The 16,754-nt window shown below is 42.4% G+C and carries 13 protein-coding genes; 10 read left to right on the top strand and 3 right to left on the bottom strand.

The window, feature by feature from the left end:
- Window positions 1-19: 19 nt before the first annotated feature.
- The gene (locus MKX34_RS18945) at window positions 20-1,255 is read right to left on the bottom strand and encodes an MFS transporter (RefSeq protein WP_076296260.1); all 1,236 of its coding nucleotides are present in this window, start codon (window positions 1,253-1,255) and stop codon (window positions 20-22) included.
- 156 nt (window positions 1,256-1,411) lie between these two features.
- Entirely contained in the window at window positions 1,412-1,894 is a 483-nt protein-coding gene (locus MKX34_RS18940) for a MarR family transcriptional regulator (RefSeq protein WP_076296259.1), read from the bottom strand.
- A gap of 324 nt (window positions 1,895-2,218) precedes the next feature.
- On the opposite strand from MKX34_RS18940, the gene MKX34_RS18935 reads away from it, so the two are divergent.
- The 5 genes from MKX34_RS18935 to MKX34_RS18915 all read left to right on the top strand — a co-directional run bounded on the left by MKX34_RS18935 (window position 2,219) and on the right by MKX34_RS18915 (window position 9,046).
- A complete protein-coding gene (locus tag MKX34_RS18935; protein WP_076274956.1) occupies window positions 2,219-3,820 on the top strand; it encodes a response regulator in 1,602 nt (533 codons plus the stop codon).
- Window positions 3,821-3,852: 32 nt separating this feature from the next.
- On the top strand, window positions 3,853-5,634 hold the full coding sequence (locus tag MKX34_RS18930) for a sensor histidine kinase (RefSeq protein ID WP_076272704.1): 1,782 nt from the start codon (window positions 3,853-3,855) through the stop codon (window positions 5,632-5,634).
- A gap of 202 nt (window positions 5,635-5,836) precedes the next feature.
- Window positions 5,837-7,186, top strand: coding sequence for an extracellular solute-binding protein (locus tag MKX34_RS18925; RefSeq protein WP_076296258.1), 1,350 nt, complete (start codon window positions 5,837-5,839; stop codon window positions 7,184-7,186).
- Between the two features lie 83 nt (window positions 7,187-7,269).
- A complete protein-coding gene (locus MKX34_RS18920; protein ID WP_036688288.1) occupies window positions 7,270-8,208 on the top strand; it encodes a sugar ABC transporter permease in 939 nt (312 codons plus the stop codon).
- Between the two features lies 1 nt (window position 8,209).
- Window positions 8,210-9,046 carry a carbohydrate ABC transporter permease gene (locus MKX34_RS18915; protein ID WP_170914270.1) on the top strand — a complete coding sequence of 279 codons (837 nt, stop codon included), beginning with the start codon at window positions 8,210-8,212 and terminating at the stop codon, window positions 9,044-9,046.
- A gap of 76 nt (window positions 9,047-9,122) precedes the next feature.
- Here MKX34_RS18915 and MKX34_RS18910 read toward each other — a convergent pair whose 3' ends face one another.
- Window positions 9,123-10,037, bottom strand: coding sequence for a helix-turn-helix domain-containing protein (locus tag MKX34_RS18910; RefSeq protein WP_076296257.1), 915 nt, complete (start codon window positions 10,035-10,037; stop codon window positions 9,123-9,125).
- 173 nt (window positions 10,038-10,210) lie between these two features.
- Between MKX34_RS18910 and MKX34_RS18905 the strand changes: the two genes are divergently transcribed.
- From MKX34_RS18905 to MKX34_RS18885, 5 genes are all read left to right on the top strand, one after another.
- Entirely contained in the window at window positions 10,211-12,322 is a 2,112-nt protein-coding gene (locus MKX34_RS18905) for a glycoside hydrolase family 52 protein (protein WP_076296256.1), read from the top strand.
- A gap of 262 nt (window positions 12,323-12,584) precedes the next feature.
- Window positions 12,585-13,589 (top strand): ROK family protein, encoded by a 1,005-nt coding sequence (locus MKX34_RS18900; RefSeq protein WP_339203103.1) that lies wholly within the window; start codon window positions 12,585-12,587, stop codon window positions 13,587-13,589.
- A gap of 10 nt (window positions 13,590-13,599) precedes the next feature.
- The gene (locus MKX34_RS18895) at window positions 13,600-14,802 is read left to right on the top strand and encodes an MFS transporter (RefSeq protein WP_038571815.1); all 1,203 of its coding nucleotides are present in this window, start codon (window positions 13,600-13,602) and stop codon (window positions 14,800-14,802) included.
- Window positions 14,803-14,867: 65 nt separating this feature from the next.
- Window positions 14,868-15,959: a glycosyltransferase family 2 protein gene (locus tag MKX34_RS18890; RefSeq protein WP_076296254.1), complete on the top strand. Its 1,092-nt coding sequence runs from the start codon at window positions 14,868-14,870 to the stop codon at window positions 15,957-15,959.
- Window positions 15,959-16,576 carry a glycerol-3-phosphate acyltransferase gene (locus tag MKX34_RS18885; protein ID WP_076296253.1) on the top strand — a complete coding sequence of 206 codons (618 nt, stop codon included), beginning with the start codon at window positions 15,959-15,961 and terminating at the stop codon, window positions 16,574-16,576. Before MKX34_RS18890 ends, MKX34_RS18885 begins: the two co-directional genes overlap by 1 nt.
- Window positions 16,577-16,754 lie beyond the last annotated feature (178 nt).

Genomic DNA, 16,754 nt, shown 5'->3' with positions numbered 1-16,754 from the left:
GTAACATGAGATTGCAAGATTACATATTTACACGCGTATCCTTATACAAAACGGATATTGCCGCAGCTATCAGGATCATCCCCATAAAAGCGGGTGCGGCATGACCAAGTGATACATAAATTTGACCTCCAATGACAGGTCCAATCATTCTGGCTAAAGCCTGAATAGATTGGCTACCTCCTTGAATCCTTCCTTGTTCACTAGAATCGACAGACTTGGAGAGCATCCCATTGAATGAAGGCCCAAAAATCGAATCCCCAAAACCAAATATAAACATTCCAGCGATAAAAAGCGGATAGTATGAGAACAAAGCAGATAGCGCAATGAGACTGTAGCCTATAATCTCCGAAACCATTCCAAGAATTGCTATCTGTTTATCACTAAGTTTCAGCAAAAGCTTAGGCATGATGAAACCCTGTGAAAGGATGTCTTGGAAGCCCATAATTGAAAACATCAGTCCGATTAGTGCAGGCTTCCAGCTGAAAGTATCCATTGTGAATTGTGAAAAAACAGCCTGTAAAGATCCGTTGGGTATCCAAAGTAAGAATGCTGAGACCAGTAGCCTTTTTAAGTTTTTTATGGACAATATGCTTGCAAGCTGTGTAAATGGATTCAGTCTTACCAAGGTAATTTCTTTCAGTCTATTGTTCTTGTCAAGGCTCTCAGGCATAAAAAAGAATCCGTAAAGAACATTCAATAAGGTTATTATTGCTCCAAAATACATGGGTACAGAATAACCAAACTTGGCAAGTAATCCGCCTAGCGTTGGACCAATGATGGTGCCTACACCTACTACCGCACTCACCCAGCCAAAGTATTTAGTTCTCTGTTCTGGAGGAATGATATCAGCAAAATAGGCGAAGATAGTACCTATGCTTCCGCCTGTTATACCTTCTATTATGCGTCCAACAAAAAGTACCCATAACGCTCCTCCTATTCCAAAAACAAAGTACCCAATTGCGGAACCTAAAAGGCATACCAAAAGTAATGGACGACGCCCGTATTTGTCACTCAAAGCTCCAAGTGCAGGGGCTGCAAAAAATACGCAGACTGCATAAACAGAGGTCAGCAGTGTGACAACTATAGCCTGTTCTCCCGGATTGCTTATATAAGGCTGCACTAAAAAGGGGACAACGGGCATGATGATACTGAAGCCTATTCCGCACAGAAACACAGAGATCAAACCGAAGATTAGAGCGTGTTTATCTACGGATTGATCTATGTTCTGTTTATTATGTGATCTGAATTTGAACATTAAATTCTCTCCTCAAAAGTTGATGTTTTGATTCCTTGGAAACAAATTTGATACATCACCATTTTTATCACGTCTTTGTTTCCGTGTCAACAAAATAATGACCATAAAAATGCAGCCTTACTCATAAGAGCCCGGCTGCATGGAGTTTCATTTTCATTATTCGAATTTATTCGGATTAAAATCTATACCCTGTTTCTTTATTTCTGCATCCAAATGTCTACTATACTTTTCTACGAAGCTAAGCATACTTTCAAATTGCTCCTCAGTTACCTGCTCAAATACGGCTTTATCCCGCTCTTGGAACTCTTTGTGCAAGTCCTCATGGACGTTATAAATTACTTTCCCTTGCTCAGTAAGCTTAAAATAGATTTCTTTTTTGTTATCCGATTTTTGGTAGCTTTCGATGAGGCCCTTTTGGATGAGCTTCTTAGTTAATTTACTTATGGCACCGCGAGTCATATAAAAGGACTCTGCAAGTTTTGTGACGTTGGAATCTGCATTTTTTTCAATGTATTCGATGCAATGTACTTCAGAAGGTTTATAACCCTTAAGACTGTCTTCCATCTTATCCTTATTAAGCCAAACCATCTTGTTATATACGTCCCTGAAACCCATCATGACCTGATCTTCTTTGTTCATGGCCTGTCCTCCCAGCGCTCTTACATTAACAAATTATATTGATTTTTTGTTTCTATTTCAACAATATTAAAGTAGAGGATAGTTTGTTTTATAGAACTTTAGATAAAAATAACAGGTGAGCAGTAACGGCGGAAGTCCAAACATTCTCCGCAGTTACGCCCGCCACCTTTTTAAGCTTAGATAAATTAATCTTAAGAAACTGCGGTTTCTTCTTAAGAAAGTTCATCCGCTTGAAGCTGCACCAAAGATTGTTTGTCTGTTATCATAAGATTAAGATGATTGGACAGCTGTGGGATGATTTCTCGAAGGTAGGAGGACTGCATAATGAAGAGTATCCGGGTACTGCTCGCAGATGATGAACCGGTGATTTTGCGAGGCCTAAAAAAACTGATTTCATGGGAGAAGCTTGGACTGACCATTGTTGGAGAGGCCAGTGATGGAATAGAGCTGAAACAACAAATCGAGGATTGTGATCCTGATCTGATTATTAGTGATATAAGCATGCCAGGATATACAGGGATTGATATTATCCGTGAAATTCATGAAGCTGGCAGAGCAGTGAAGGTTATTTTTATAAGCGCTTATCAAGAGTTTACGTATGCCCGTCAAGCACTGCAATATGGTGCGCTGGATTATTTGGTGAAGCCCGTGAACAAAAACCAGCTGGAACAGGTTGTGAGCAAAGCCGTTTCCCTTATTCGTCAAGAAACAGAAGGCGAGCGCAACAAAGAGAAGCTAAACCATTATGAACAGAGAAACCGCAGATTAACGATCGAAGAATTGCTCGACAAGCTGACGGACGGCAATAAGGGGACAGCAGACACCTTGCTTGATATGGGGATTATTGCGCTAAGTCGCTACGTCAGTATCTGTTTGGTAGAGACGGACGAATCGTCGGGGCAGCCTTCCAGATGGGAAGAACGCGAACGTAAGCTGATTGATTTTGCACTGTCTAACATTATTAAAGAAACCGTGGAGCAAAGCGATAATAGTTATATGTTCCGTAAAGGGGAACGTTTTTGTATCCTGCTCCAGCATGAGCATGCTGAGGAACCAGCGGGAATTGCCATAGATCTCCATGACAAAATCACAAGTTTTCTGAAATTAAAGGTGACCCTTGGAGTAGGCAATCCTGTTGACGGTATGGATGATGCTGATGAATCTTATCGTCAAGCTTTGAAAGCGCTAAATTATAAATATTTTACAGGGCCTAATCGTGTGATTTCTGTTAAAGAGAGCAGGTATGAGAGTGAATCATTGATTCAAACTCCGCTGCATGAAATCCAGTCCGCCCTTGGGATTGCCATGAAATCACAACATAAAGAACAAATTGAGCAGGAGTGCCTGCGATTATTTCAGACGATCCGGCAGATGGCAGACGGAAATAGAAACCAAGCCGTTTCTACCGTATACAATACATTTTTGCAGCTTGAACAGGAGCTTATTCAATTTGGTGTGGAGGCAGGTCCATCACTTCAGGATACAAATCCGATTCTTGAACGATTGGCTAATTATTCTACCTTTCAAGAGGTGGAGGAAGATTTCCGTGTGCTTTTGAGCAAAATGTCTGGACAAATTGCCAGTCGCATGGGCAATAAGGAACTGAAGCAGCTTTCCCAGGTGAAGGCTTATATTGAGGAGCATTATCCAGAAAATATTACACTGGAATCTATGGCAGGGATGATGTTTATGAATTCCTATTATTTCAGCAGCTTTTTCAAAAAACATACCGGACAGAACTTTAAGAATTATGTCACTGAGGTGAGGATGAATCATGCCCTTCGTTTATTGCTGCAAAGCGATATGATGGTTTATGAGATTGCCGATAGTGTAGGCTACAACAATGCCCGGCATTTTAGCGATATGTTTAAGAAGAAATATGGCAAGCTGCCACAAGAATATAAGCAATCCTTCAAAAGCCAATAGTCAGATGGATAGCAAAGGGGATGCCTTCATTCATGTTTATCTGGGGCCGAAGATCCAAAAGTATATTTGTTAAATTCTCCGCTTCCTTTTTATTAGTCGGCTTAATTCCGCTTTTTGCACTTAGTTACATTTCTGTGCAGACTTTTTCCGGATATGTCGAGCGTTACACAACAAGTAATTTGCAGCAAATGGTACTATATATGAGCTATAATCTGAATTCTGCCTTCAATCAGTACAATGAGGTCTCTAAGCTGATGTATACGGGACGATATGAAGGTTTTATCGAGAGTTATTCACAGAATCAAACCTATAATGTAAATGAGCTGGAGCAGATCAATACGATTCCTATTGAAACCTTTCTAAAAACAGTTCTCTACAGTGATTCCTACATCACCAGTGTTTATTTTCATAGGGAGTCAGACGATAAGCTCTACTATCAGGAAAAAGAAAACAGAGGGGTCAACTTTGATCTGCTGCCTTATCAAGAGTGGTTAACTAAAATGGCTCCAAATCCTTCACAAGTGGCAATTTTCCCTACCCATTCCGAAGAATATTACACAGGTTCAAAGCGCAGTGTGTTCACTATCGGCCGTACTTTAATTGATATTTCTGGGCGTGTCACCAAAGATCCCAAGATAGTAGGGACCTTGTTTATGGACGTGGATGTTTCGTTATTTAATCAGTTCTTCAGAGAATTAAATCTGGGGGGACAGGATGAATTATTTCTGCTGGATGGCGACGGAAATGTATATTTCACGAATGAGACAAGGTCAGCGAATGGAGAATCTTTTCGGGCTAAAAAGGACGAGGAGATGATCGTTCTCAGTGAAGAGATTCCTTTTCTTAAAGGCACGGTGACTGCCAGAATTCATCGGGCGAATTTATTCGATCAGCTTTTTTCAGCCCGTACGACGGTGTTTATAGCGATGTTTATTTGTGCGATTGCAATGATCATCATGGGCGTCTGGTTCTCAAGGCGGCTGGCTGCTCCGATTCGGAACTTAATTAAGCAAATGGCTATCGTAGAATCCGGTAATTTGGATACCCAGATGGTCGTGAACAGCAATGATGAAATGGGTAGACTTAGCCATGGTTTTAACCGAATGGTCGAGCGTTTACAAGCCTATATCGATGAAGCTTACGTTGCCCAGATCAAGCAGAAGCAAACGGAGTTAAATGCTCTGAAAAGCCAGATTCGTCCGCATTATTTATACAACACCCTGGAAGTCATTCGAATGAATGCGGTGGATAAAGATAATGATGAGGTCGCAGATATGATTTTATCGCTCTCTAACCAGTTGAAATATGTAATCGACTATGGAGAGGATAGGGTAAGCATACGACAGGAGCTGGAGCATCTACGGGATTATTTCTATATTATCTCTGTGCGGTATGAGAATAAATTTGAGCTTGTAGTCGATCTCTCACCCGAAGTGGATCTGAACTGGTACATTCTGAAATTGTCACTTCAGCCGATAGTTGAAAATGCTATCCAGCATGGCTTGCGCAGTCAAGGCAGAGGGACAGTTGGATTGACGATCGAAAAGAAAGATGAAATGTTGTTGGTTACGATCTATGATGATGGAATCGGTATGAGCAAGGAAAAGGTACAGCAGTTGACTGAAACCTTGGAAGAGCCTAGTTCGCCTAGCAAAAATGTTGGACTAAAAAATGTACATGAACGAATTCGTACAGTGTACGGTGCAGAATACGGATTATCCATCAGCAGTCGGGAGCATATTGGGACATCGATTCTATTGTTGCTTCCGATTGTAGAGGATCCGTATAAAATCTCGGATTCGGAGAATGCGTAAAGGATGGACGATGAACGGAAGACTGCGGTCTTTCGTTCTTTTTTTACTTATTCTTAAATTCACCGCATATCCCGCTTAAAAAAGTTCATTCTAACTATTTATAAGGAATGCTATTCTATTAGCAACGGAAACGCTTTCGAGAGATGATGCGCACATCTTGCTTCAGTTTCCACGGTTTACAAAAAGGGGAGGCTATTATGATATGTACAAAAAAACAATGATGAAACTATCCGTATTGTTACTCGCCACTACAACAGTTTTGACTGCTTGCGGTGGAAATAATAATAATGTAGGGAGTAAGGCAACCGATACGCCAGCATCCGAAACGCCTTCAAATACACCGCAAGAGACCAAAAAAGAGGTTAGCTTTACGATAGGTTACGCCTCCGGAGATCCGGCCACCAAAAAAGCAATCTCAGATACGGTCAAAAAGTTTACTGAAGCTAATCCGAATGTCACTATTAAAGATTTGAGCGAAACTTCATCCGCTGCCTATCTTGATTGGCTTAAAACAAAGGATGCTGTGGGTGAATTCCCGGACCTGGTGGAAATGCGTGATACAGAAGTTTTTGCCGATGCGGGTAAGATTGTAGAGCTGCCTTCCGATCTGCTAGATTTGTTCGAAGCCCCACCACAAGTGGATGGTAAGGTGTGGAACGCACCGCTGCAAGTGAACGCTCCCCAAGGGATTATCTACAGCAAAAAAGCATATGCGGATGCAGGGATCACCGAGCTTCCAAAAACCTATGACGAATTCATCGCCATCCAAGAAAAATTGAAAACATCGGGCATTACTCCGATTGTAGTAGGCGGAAAAGATATTTTCCATATGGGTTTCTGGGTTAACAAATTCCTGATTGATGAGGTCTACTCGAAAGATGCAGATTGGAATTCCAAACGTACCGCTAAAACGGTCAGCTTCACAGATGCTAATGTAGTTCAAGGCATAACGGACTTCAAAGAATTGTTCAAGAATTATGTAGATAAAGGTTGGCTCAGCACGGGCGACAATCAGACCGCTTCGATTCTTGTTTCTGGCAAAGCAGCACAATTGTACTCCGGTACGTGGATGTTTACACAAATCGCTGAAGCGGACCCGAACTTTGAATTTGGCTTCTATGCTCTTCCTGACCGTGAAGGGAAAATTAATGTCATTGGTCTTCCGTCACCAGCAGGCTGGTCTTTATCGGCTGAAGCCGCTAAGGATGCAGACAAAACAGAAGCCATTAAAGACTTTATCCGTTTCTTCTTCGCCCCAGAACAGTATTCGAACTATTTAGCAACCATAAATGCGATTCCTTCAACAAAAGAGAAAGTAACCTATGACACAAGTGAACAAATGCAAGTGGCTTTGGATCTTATTGCTGACCCGAATGTAGTGAAATCCTTGGCGATCAATAACTGGTGGGGAGACAATCTAATCCCTCCACAGTTCCGTAACTGGTACTACAAACTGTTGCAGGATCTCGTGGTAAAAGATGGAGATGTAGCGAAGTACATGAAAGATGCGGATACAGAGTATGACAACCAAGTGAAAGCTAATCAGATGTAAGAGCAGCGCCTGATCGAGCAACCTCTGCTGCTGCAGAGGTTCTCTTTTTAACAAGCGCGGTCTTTAAGGGAGGGAGAGTAGCCATGGCTACATCCGCAGTAAATGCTGACAAGTCATTGATAGGCACTGTGCAGCAGAAAAAGAAAAAGAAAAAATGGCAGTCCTACGCTCTGCTGTTCATATTACCATCATTTATTTTGTACACCTTGTTCGTTATCGTCCCAACGGTTGGGAGTGTCTATTTAAGCTTCACCTCATGGGATGGCATTAGCGACAACGTAAGGTATATCGGCTTCGCTAACTTTGTGGAAATTTGGAATAGTCCAAGGGTGCATAACGCACTGAAAAATACGATGATCATGACCATTTCACTTGTTGTTCTAGAGAATATTGCAGCAATTGCAATGGCTATGATGGTCGATAAGGTACGCTGGTTCCGGAATTTATTCAGAAGTGTATTTTATTTCCCTACGTTGCTTAGTGGGATCGTAATGGGTTTCGTTTGGGCGATGATCCTGAATTACAACTTTGGTGTATTTAATCAGATCCTGGAGTCTGTTGGACTCGGAAGCTGGATTGTGGATTGGTTGGGCAATCCTAAATATGCGATGCTGTCGATTATTTTGTCTACCGTTTGGAAAGGCGCGGGTTATTATATGATCATTTACCTCGCTGGATTGCAAGGCATTCCGCAGGAATTAAATGAGGCGGCCAGTATTGATGGGGCAGGGGGCTGGCAACAGTTCCGGCATATTACCTTTCCGCTGCTTGCGGGGTCAATGACTGTATGTATGGTATTATCCATGATCAGCGCCTTGAAGATTTTTGATCAGATTGCCGTCATGACCGATGGTGGTCCGGGCTTTGAGACGGAGACATTAACTTATATTATTTATAAAGTCGGGTTTGGTGAATTAAGACAAGGTTTTGGTACTGCACTGGCGATGGTCTTGTTCTTAATCATACTCATCATTACAGTCTTCCAAGTGAAGGTTCTCCAGAAGCGGGAGGTGCAGCTCTAAGATGACGATGCAGACACGCAAAAGAGTTGGGCAAATCGCACTTTTCATTGTTACATTATTAGTGGCTATTATCTTTTTCTTTCCTATTTTCTTTAATTTAATGTCAGCCTTCAAGAGTAATGCAGAGATTATGAAGGATGCCATTGCTTTTCCGAAAACCCTTTATCTGGACAGCTTTAAATATCTGTTAACCGAAACAGAGTTTCCACGGGCTATTCTGAATAGTCTGATTTTGACAGCAGTTTCTATTGCGGCACAGGTCTTGATTATTCCGATGGCGGGCTACGCAATTGAACGCAGAAATGCCAGATGGACTCGGTTCATGTTCGTTTACTTTTTAGCAGGAATGATGATCCCTTTTCAGGCGTATATGATTCCTCTGTTTAAAGAGCTTAGAATGCTGGGGTTATACGGCAGCCTTGCCGGTCCAATTCTAATTTATGTAGCCGGTGCGGTGGGCTTTGGATGCCTGCTGTATACAAGCTTTGTCAAAGGCATTCCTAGAGAAATTGAAGAAGCGGCGGAGATCGACGGATGTTCTCGTTATGCGATATTCTGGAAAATTGTTTTCCCGCTGCTAGGACCCGTCACAGCCAGTATGGTGGTCTTAAACGGACTTGGAATCTGGAATGATTTCCTGATGCCGATGCTGGTATTGCCTTCAGGACAGGCTAAAACTATGGTCGTGGAAATTTACCGTTATATCGGAGAATTCTCCTCACGTTGGGATATGATTTTTGCAGGAACAGCAATGTCGGTTGTACCTGTGCTGATTGTGTTTATCGCCTTGCAGAAGTATTTTGTTAAGGGGATTGCGTCTGGTGCAACGAAGGGTTAATTCATAAAAGGGATATATCCTGTAATCACTTAGTGGGCTGCGGGGTACATCCCTTTTTTTGTAAGCGAAACAATCACTAAAGCGTATTTGGATTCGCGGTTAAACGGCGGTAGCCCATTGGCGGGAGACCTGTCCAGCGTTTGAATTGCTTGCTGAAATGGGACACATCCCGGTACCCCAGCCGGTGGGCGACCGATTCGACAGATAGGTTATTATCCATTAGCAGCAGTTTGGCGTGACGAATGATCAAGCGGGATAAATATTGTCTTGGCGACATGCCATAAATTTGGTGGAAAACACGATTGCAGTGAGTTGTACTGTATCCAAGCTTTGCCGCAATGTGCTCAATACCGCCGCCTCTCTCGCCTGTGCTTGCAGCGGTGGAGACAGATTCTTGCAGCAGTCCTTCGATCGCGTTAGCTAGAGCGACGGTATTTTCCGTAGCCTCTGTATCTGTCAGAAGGGGCATTTCCGAAAGTACCCAGCCGCTGAGCGCGGTTAGAAGTTGCAGCGAAGCATGCAATGTAATCAGACGATTTCTGTGTGTGTCCTTTGACTTTGACAGAATGGAAGAATTAATGATCACATCTAGAGCGGAACGAATGGCTCGCAGCTCCGGGGTATTCCCACTTAGACTAACAGCGTCTGCTGTTAATAATGCTCGCCGTAAAATCAGATCATCAATATCAAAATGCAGGCAGTAATAAGTCATGTCACGACTAGCATTCGAACCGAGGCTGCTATGTTCTACACCGGGACGAATGAATAAAATATCACCGCTTTGCTGGATAAAAGATTTATTGCCGACCGTCATATGTTGCTCACCCTGCAGTACAACGTTAATCTCAAACATGGGATGAGTGTGTACGGGATATTGCCAATCCGGATTTACTTTTCTCCAATGCGCGGCGAAGATATGGAAAGCTGCTTGAATGTCTGGAGCCATCTGGCCATCAATAGAATTATGAAAAGCGGGATCATTCGAGATCATTTCAATCCTCTTTTACTGTAAAGTTTGGCTTCATTATAACATAGGTTTTTGTTGATGTTTGATTTGCCCAAATAATAGAAGGCTTTAACCCTGTTGCACTTCCGGAAAGATCGATAACATGGAGATATAGCCCGGTAGTATCCGGGACCATGCTGGAAGGAGTGTTATTATTAATGTCGCATAATCAATTTTTTAATGCCCATCATTCACCGATCGGTGCATTTGCGAGTTTCACTTTAGGATTCAAAGGAGCTAGTGGAGGTTTCGATCTGGAGATTGGAAAACCACCTAGACAAAATATATTCATAGGATTAGAACGTGCTGATGGGAAGGGATATGACACACTGCCATTTCATGAGATCGGAGGAGAGGACGAGAGCAAACGCTATGATATCGAGAATCCGGATCCTAATCCTGACAAGGAGAATATTCTGTTCCCTTTTCAAGAGCGTGAGATTTCTAGAGATTTTCATGTAGCCACAGACAGCTGGAGTGCGGGTGATTTGACCTTCCGGATTCTGTCCCCCGTTCGTTCTGTACCCGATCCAGAAACTGCCTCTATAGAAGAAATGAAGGATGTACTGCTGCCTGCAGTGCTAATTGAACTCGAAGTGGACAACACCTCATCCGCAACCTCGCGCCGTGCATTCTTTGGTTTTCAGGGAACAGATGTGTATAGCGGAATGAGAAGACTGGATGATGTATCATCGGAGATTACTGGCGTTGGCCAAGGAAGATTTATTGCAATTGCTGCGGAAAAAGGAACTGCAAAGTCCGCACTGCACTTCACAATGGAGGATATTCTAACGGAGGAGCTGCAGGAGAATTGGACCTTTGGGCTGGGACGAGTCGGTGCTTTGATCATGGATGTTCCAGCCAGAGTAAAAGAAACTTACCGCTTTGCTATCTGTTTTCACCGTTCAGGTTATGTCACCTCAGGAATTGATGCTTCTTATTACTACAATCATTATTTCAACAATATAGAGGCAGTGGCTGAATATGCATTATCCAGATTTGATATCCTTAAGCAAGAAGCGGAGCAAGCTAACGATAGATTTACTCATGATGACCTATCCGCAGATCAAACCTTTATGTTAGCGCATGCGATTCGTAGTTATTATGGCTCCACACAATTGCTGGACTACAAGAATGAGCCATTTTGGATCGTCAACGAAGGCGAATACCGGATGATGAATACCTTTGATCTTACCGTCGATCAGTTATTTTATGAGCTGCGTTTGAATCCTTGGACTGTACGTAATGAACTAGATATGTTCGTGGAAAGATTCAGCTACGAAGATACGGTGCGTTTCCCGGGTGAGGATACAGAGTATCCAGGTGGAATTAGCTTCACACATGATATGGGTGTAGCCAACGTAGTTTCACGTCCGGGATATTCTGCTTATGAGGTCTATGGCATTGATGGTTGTTTCTCACATATGACACATGAACAATTGGTTAACTGGGTGCTGAGTGCAGCAACTTATGTAGAGCATACAGGCGACCGGAGCTGGATGGAACGTAATCTCAGTATTATGGAGAAATGCCTGGATAGCATGGTAAATCGCGATCATCCAGATCCTGAACAAAGAAATGGTGTCATGGGGCTTGATAGCTCACGTACGATGGGCGGAGCAGAAATTACTACGTATGACAGTCTGGATGTGTCTTTAGGTCAGGCTCGTAACAATATTTATCTGGCAGGAAAATGCTGGGCTGCTTACTTGGCTATGGAGAAAATATTTGCAGAGCATGGGCGTGCGGAACAGTCCAAAACAGCAGGTGATCAGGCTGAAAAATGCGCCGCAACAATGGTGGCAAGTGTTACAGCAGACGGGTATATTCCGGCTGTCATTGGAGAAGGCAATGACTCTAAGATCATTCCGGCTATCGAAGGCCTTGTGTTCCCTTACTTTACAGGCTGCAAAGAAGCTCTTGATCGTAATGGACGGTTCGCCGCCTATATTGGCGCACTCGACAAGCATCTGCATGCGGTGTTACAGCCGGGAGTATGCTTATTCGAAGACGGAGGTTGGAAAATCTCCTCAACTAGCAACAATAGCTGGCTCAGCAAAATCTATCTCTCCCAGTTCATCGCCCGCAGCATTCTGGGATTGGAATGGGAGGAACGGGGAGCGGCAGCGGATCGTGCTCACGTAGCTTGGCTTACCCATCCGGAGTTGTCGATTTGGAGCTGGAGCGATCAGATTATTTCCGGTGAGATCACGGGCAGTAAATATTATCCGCGTGGCGTTACAGCGATTTTGTGGTTAGATGAGAAATAAGAGTAGATAGTTTCAATAAGTAGAAACGGGATATGCAAAAATACTAAGAGGGGGCTACCCCTCTTTTTTACTGTGTCGACGCCCCCTCCTTGATTCAATCTACCCCCTACTGAAGGGTCTTCATTCAAGAATTAACTTGTCGTTAGATCTAATTGCTGCTATAGTCATACTGACTTATTAAACGCGTTTAATAAGTCAGTATGACTATAGGTGGGAGGGTGGGAGAGCCATGGCGAGTGAGAAACGACTTCCTTCACTGCAAATGAAATCTGAAATTATCCGAAATATTCGAACAGCATTATTAGAACTAGGAAAAGCAACGAAGGCAGAGTTAAGCCATAAATTACAATATAGTTTCCCGACGATAAGTAAATTTCTAATGCAGATGGAAGAGGCAGGGGAAATAACGGTCAGCGGTCTGGATGAGTCAAGTGGTGGAAGAAGGGCAATAAGATATGCCTACAATCCTAATTATCGGTTAGGTATGGCTATTTTTTTGGAAAAAAATGAAACGAATTATACCATCTATAATTGCATTGGTGAGGTAATCAAAGAAGGGAGTTTGCCCAGTATTCTTGAGGAAGATGTTAGTAAACTGGTCACGCTTATTGAAGATGAAAAAAAGGACAATCCTAAAATCCATTCTGTGGCTATTGGAGTTCCAGGTGCGGTGAATCATGGGCAGATTTTTCTGATTCCGGGTTATGAGAAATATCAGAATTTAGATTTGAGAAAACACATAGAAGATCAACTATCCATTCCGACAATCGTGGAAAATGATATGAATGCGGCTGTAATCGGCTATATGACGCAACGAAATTTGAAAGAGAATACTTCTCTAATGTATCTGTATTTAGGGAAAAATGGTCCGGGAGCTGGGATCGCGGTCAATGGTGAAATTGTGCGAGGAAAGACGTTTTTTTCAGGGGAAGTTCAATTCTTGCCCCAGTATGACAATAGAAATTTCATAGAGGCATTAACTGGAGATCCTGGTGGATCAAATATGCAATCGAATCAAAGCGTGGATGCGATTAGTCGATTAGTGGCTACTATGACTTCTATTTTGAATCCGCATTATATTATTTTTTGTGAGGATGAATTAGCTCCAGCTATGCTTAATCAAATCGCTGAGCGAAGTGCCACATACGTTCCGAAGGAGCATCTTCCAGCGTTAGCGGTGAGTAACTTGAAGCGTGATTATCTGAATGGATTAGAAAGTCTTGGATTAGGCTTATTAGTTTCACAACAAATAGATGAGAACAATTAAGGAGATAACTATGGCAACTTTTTTTCTTATTATTATTTATTTAGCCTTTATTAGTTTAGGCTTGCCAGATTCATTGCTTGGATCCGCTTGGCCAGTGATGAGAATGGACTTAAATGCTTCATTAGGTACGGCTGGAATTCTTTCGATGGTCATTGCAGTAGGCACAATAGTGTCCAGTTTGATGAGTGGCATTATCCTTAAACGTTTTGGTACGGGGAAAGTGACTCTTGTTAGCTGCATCATGACTGCTGTAGCGTTGCTTGGTTTTGCATGGTCACCTTCGTTAGTGTGGTTAATTGTTGCTGCGATTCCACTCGGTTTAGGTGCGGGATCTGTAGATGCCGGATTAAATAGTTATGTGGCTACGCACTATAAAGCCCATCATATGAGTTGGTTACATTGTTTCTGGGGAGTGGGCGCCACGCTTGGTCCTATTATTATGGGCTCTTTTATCTCTGGTGAAGGTCTATGGCGGCAAGGTTATCTTACGGTTGCTTACATACAATTGAGCTTAGTCATTATTCTATTCGTTACACTGCCTTTATGGGATAGAGTGGCTGGGAGTAATAACCACCCGAATGCTGAAAGTGATCCCGAGTTCAATCATCCGGAGCTAGAGCATGCCGGAGAGAACACAAAACCTTGGAAATTAAGAGGGGTAAAGCTAGCGATGTTAACCTTTTTATTTTATTCTGCCATAGAAACGAGTATGGGGTTATGGGGGAGCAGCTTTCTTGTAAACATTAAAGATATTCCTGCATCAACTGCAGCGACATGGGTATCGTTTTTTTATCTAGGGATTACCTTTGGTAGAATGGTGACGGGTTTCATTACTTTTAAAATGAGTAATAAACAGCTAATTCGATATGGTCAACTCATTGCTTTAATCGGTACGGTGCTGTTAGTATTGCCGCTTCCAACTATAGTTTCACTTGTAGGATTTATGATTATAGGTTTAGGGTTAGCCCCCATTTTTCCGTGTATGCTACATGAAACCCCTGTACGATTCGGGAAGAGACATGCTCAGTCAATTATGGGCTTTCAGATGGCAACAGCTTATACCGGCACCACGCTGATGCCGCCTTTTATCGGCTTATTAGCTTCGAAATTCACGCTGGGTATTTTTCCTGCGATGATCGTTTTTTTTGCCATCGTTATGCTCTTGTGTACAGAAAAGCTTAATCATTACTCAGCAAAAGTAAATGTCGGTTAAATTTGAATTGAATATATTACGGACTAACCCTTCATATATATAGCTATAGGAGGGGGGAGCTGTACATGTGGTTGTTAATTATTATAGGTGTTGGATGTCTCTCCGGTTTTATATTGTTTAGAAAGAATATATTGGCCGCTGATCAAGAATATTTTCAAGGACCGGAGAAATTGTCCATCATCATCCCCGCAAGGAATGAAGAATATAATTTGCGTTTTCTGCTCGACTCACTCCAGCTCCAAACCATTACCCCCTATGAAATTATTGTTGTGGATGACTTCTCAGAGGATCGGACCAAGGAAATTGCCGAAAGCTGTGGAGTTAAGGTTATTGCAAATAGCAGTCTTCCTGAGGGATGGACGGGCAAGAGCTGGGCAGTATGGAATGGATATTTGCAAGCCTCGGGCGATATTTTTGCTTTTTTGGATGCAGATATCCGGTTAAAGCCTAACGCTCTGGCCTCATTATTAAAAGCAAGGGAGCTATCGAAAGGTGTTATTTCGGTAGTTCCTTTTCATCATACAGAAAAGCTGTTTGAGAAACTCGCTTTAATCATGAATATGCTGGGGATCTTCACATTCACCTCCGTTTTTGAAAAGAATAACACCAAAAAAGGATTATACGGTTCGTGTATTCTAGCTTTAAGGCAGGATTATGAAAAGGTTAATGGCCATCAAAGCATTAGATCTGAAGTGCTGGATGATTTGTCTTTAGGAGAGAAGTTTATCGCGGCAGGTGTTCCCATTAGAAATTTTATCGGGTATGGCTTAGTATCTTTTCGTATGTATCCGAAGGGGATAAAAAGTGAAATTGAAGGCTTCAGTAAAGGGGCTGTCTTAAGCACCTCAACGTTAAGCCCGCGGACGATTATTCCAATTGCACTTTGGGTGGTCGGGCTCATCATCTCAGAAACTGTGTTTATTTTTGCGAATACTTCTTGGGGATTGCCGTTACTTTTTGGTTATCTCCTTTATATGTTCCAGCTCTTTTATTTTATTAAATATGTAGGGGTTTTTGGCATCGTCATTCCAGTATTTCACGTGGTTGCTACTCTTTTCTTTATCTTGATTATGCTTTATTCGATATATCAGGTCGTTTTTCTGAGGCATGTAAGCTGGAAAGGAAGGCATATCCAGGTGGGAGGCCATAGGGACTAATGATCATATTGTGGGTCGCGGGTTTATTTTTGTCGGGATCTCTTATGTTTTCCTATTGGCTTGGGCTGGCGCGTAAAAAGAATTTAAAGGTCATAGGCGACGGTAATCCGGGGGCTTTGAATCTCTGGAAGTCATCTGGGTATAAATTCGGAATTTTTGGGGTGTTGTTGGATTTTTTAAAAGGATATCTGCCTCTTTTATGGGTAATGGGAAGCCATTATAGTCAGGGTTATTTCATTATTCCGCTTGCCTTAGCTCCTATTGCCGGTCATGCCTTCTCTCCATTTCTTAAAGGAAAAGGAGGGAAGGCGATTGCCGTAACCTTTGGGGTATGGAGTGCATTGACAGGATTCAAAGCCTCTTTAGCGTTAGCGGTCATCCTTGCAGTGTTGAAAGTGCTCGGCAGCGGGTACAAAAGCAGAGGAAATTCACCTGTCTCGGATGGTGTGCAAGTGGTTAGTGGAATGCTGCTCCTATTTGTCTATTTGTGCATCAGTAAGTGGTCTGCTTCTATCCTGTGGGTATGGCTTGGCAGCTTTGTGATCCTTGTGTATACGCACAGGTTAGAATGGATTACATGGGTGAGTAAAAGAAGTATAAGGGAGCGGAAGCACTAGAGTTATTTGCTTCTTATGATAACCGCACATCGGTTAATAAACTTTGTCACGATAGTTGCTTTATATATGTCAATAAACAGGTTTCCAGCGATTAATTTCGGGGAAGCCTGTTTTTTTCGGTTTTATAAGATGCGTTATCTTTAAACAGAAGATTTTATAATGGCTAAAGTTGGTGCAT

The sequence above is a fragment of the Paenibacillus sp. FSL R5-0636 genome (assembly GCF_037974255.1).
In the GTDB taxonomy this organism is placed as follows: Bacteria; Bacillota; Bacilli; order Paenibacillales; family Paenibacillaceae; genus Paenibacillus_AQ; species Paenibacillus_AQ odorifer.
This window is presented reverse-complemented; position numbering and strand designations above follow the sequence as displayed.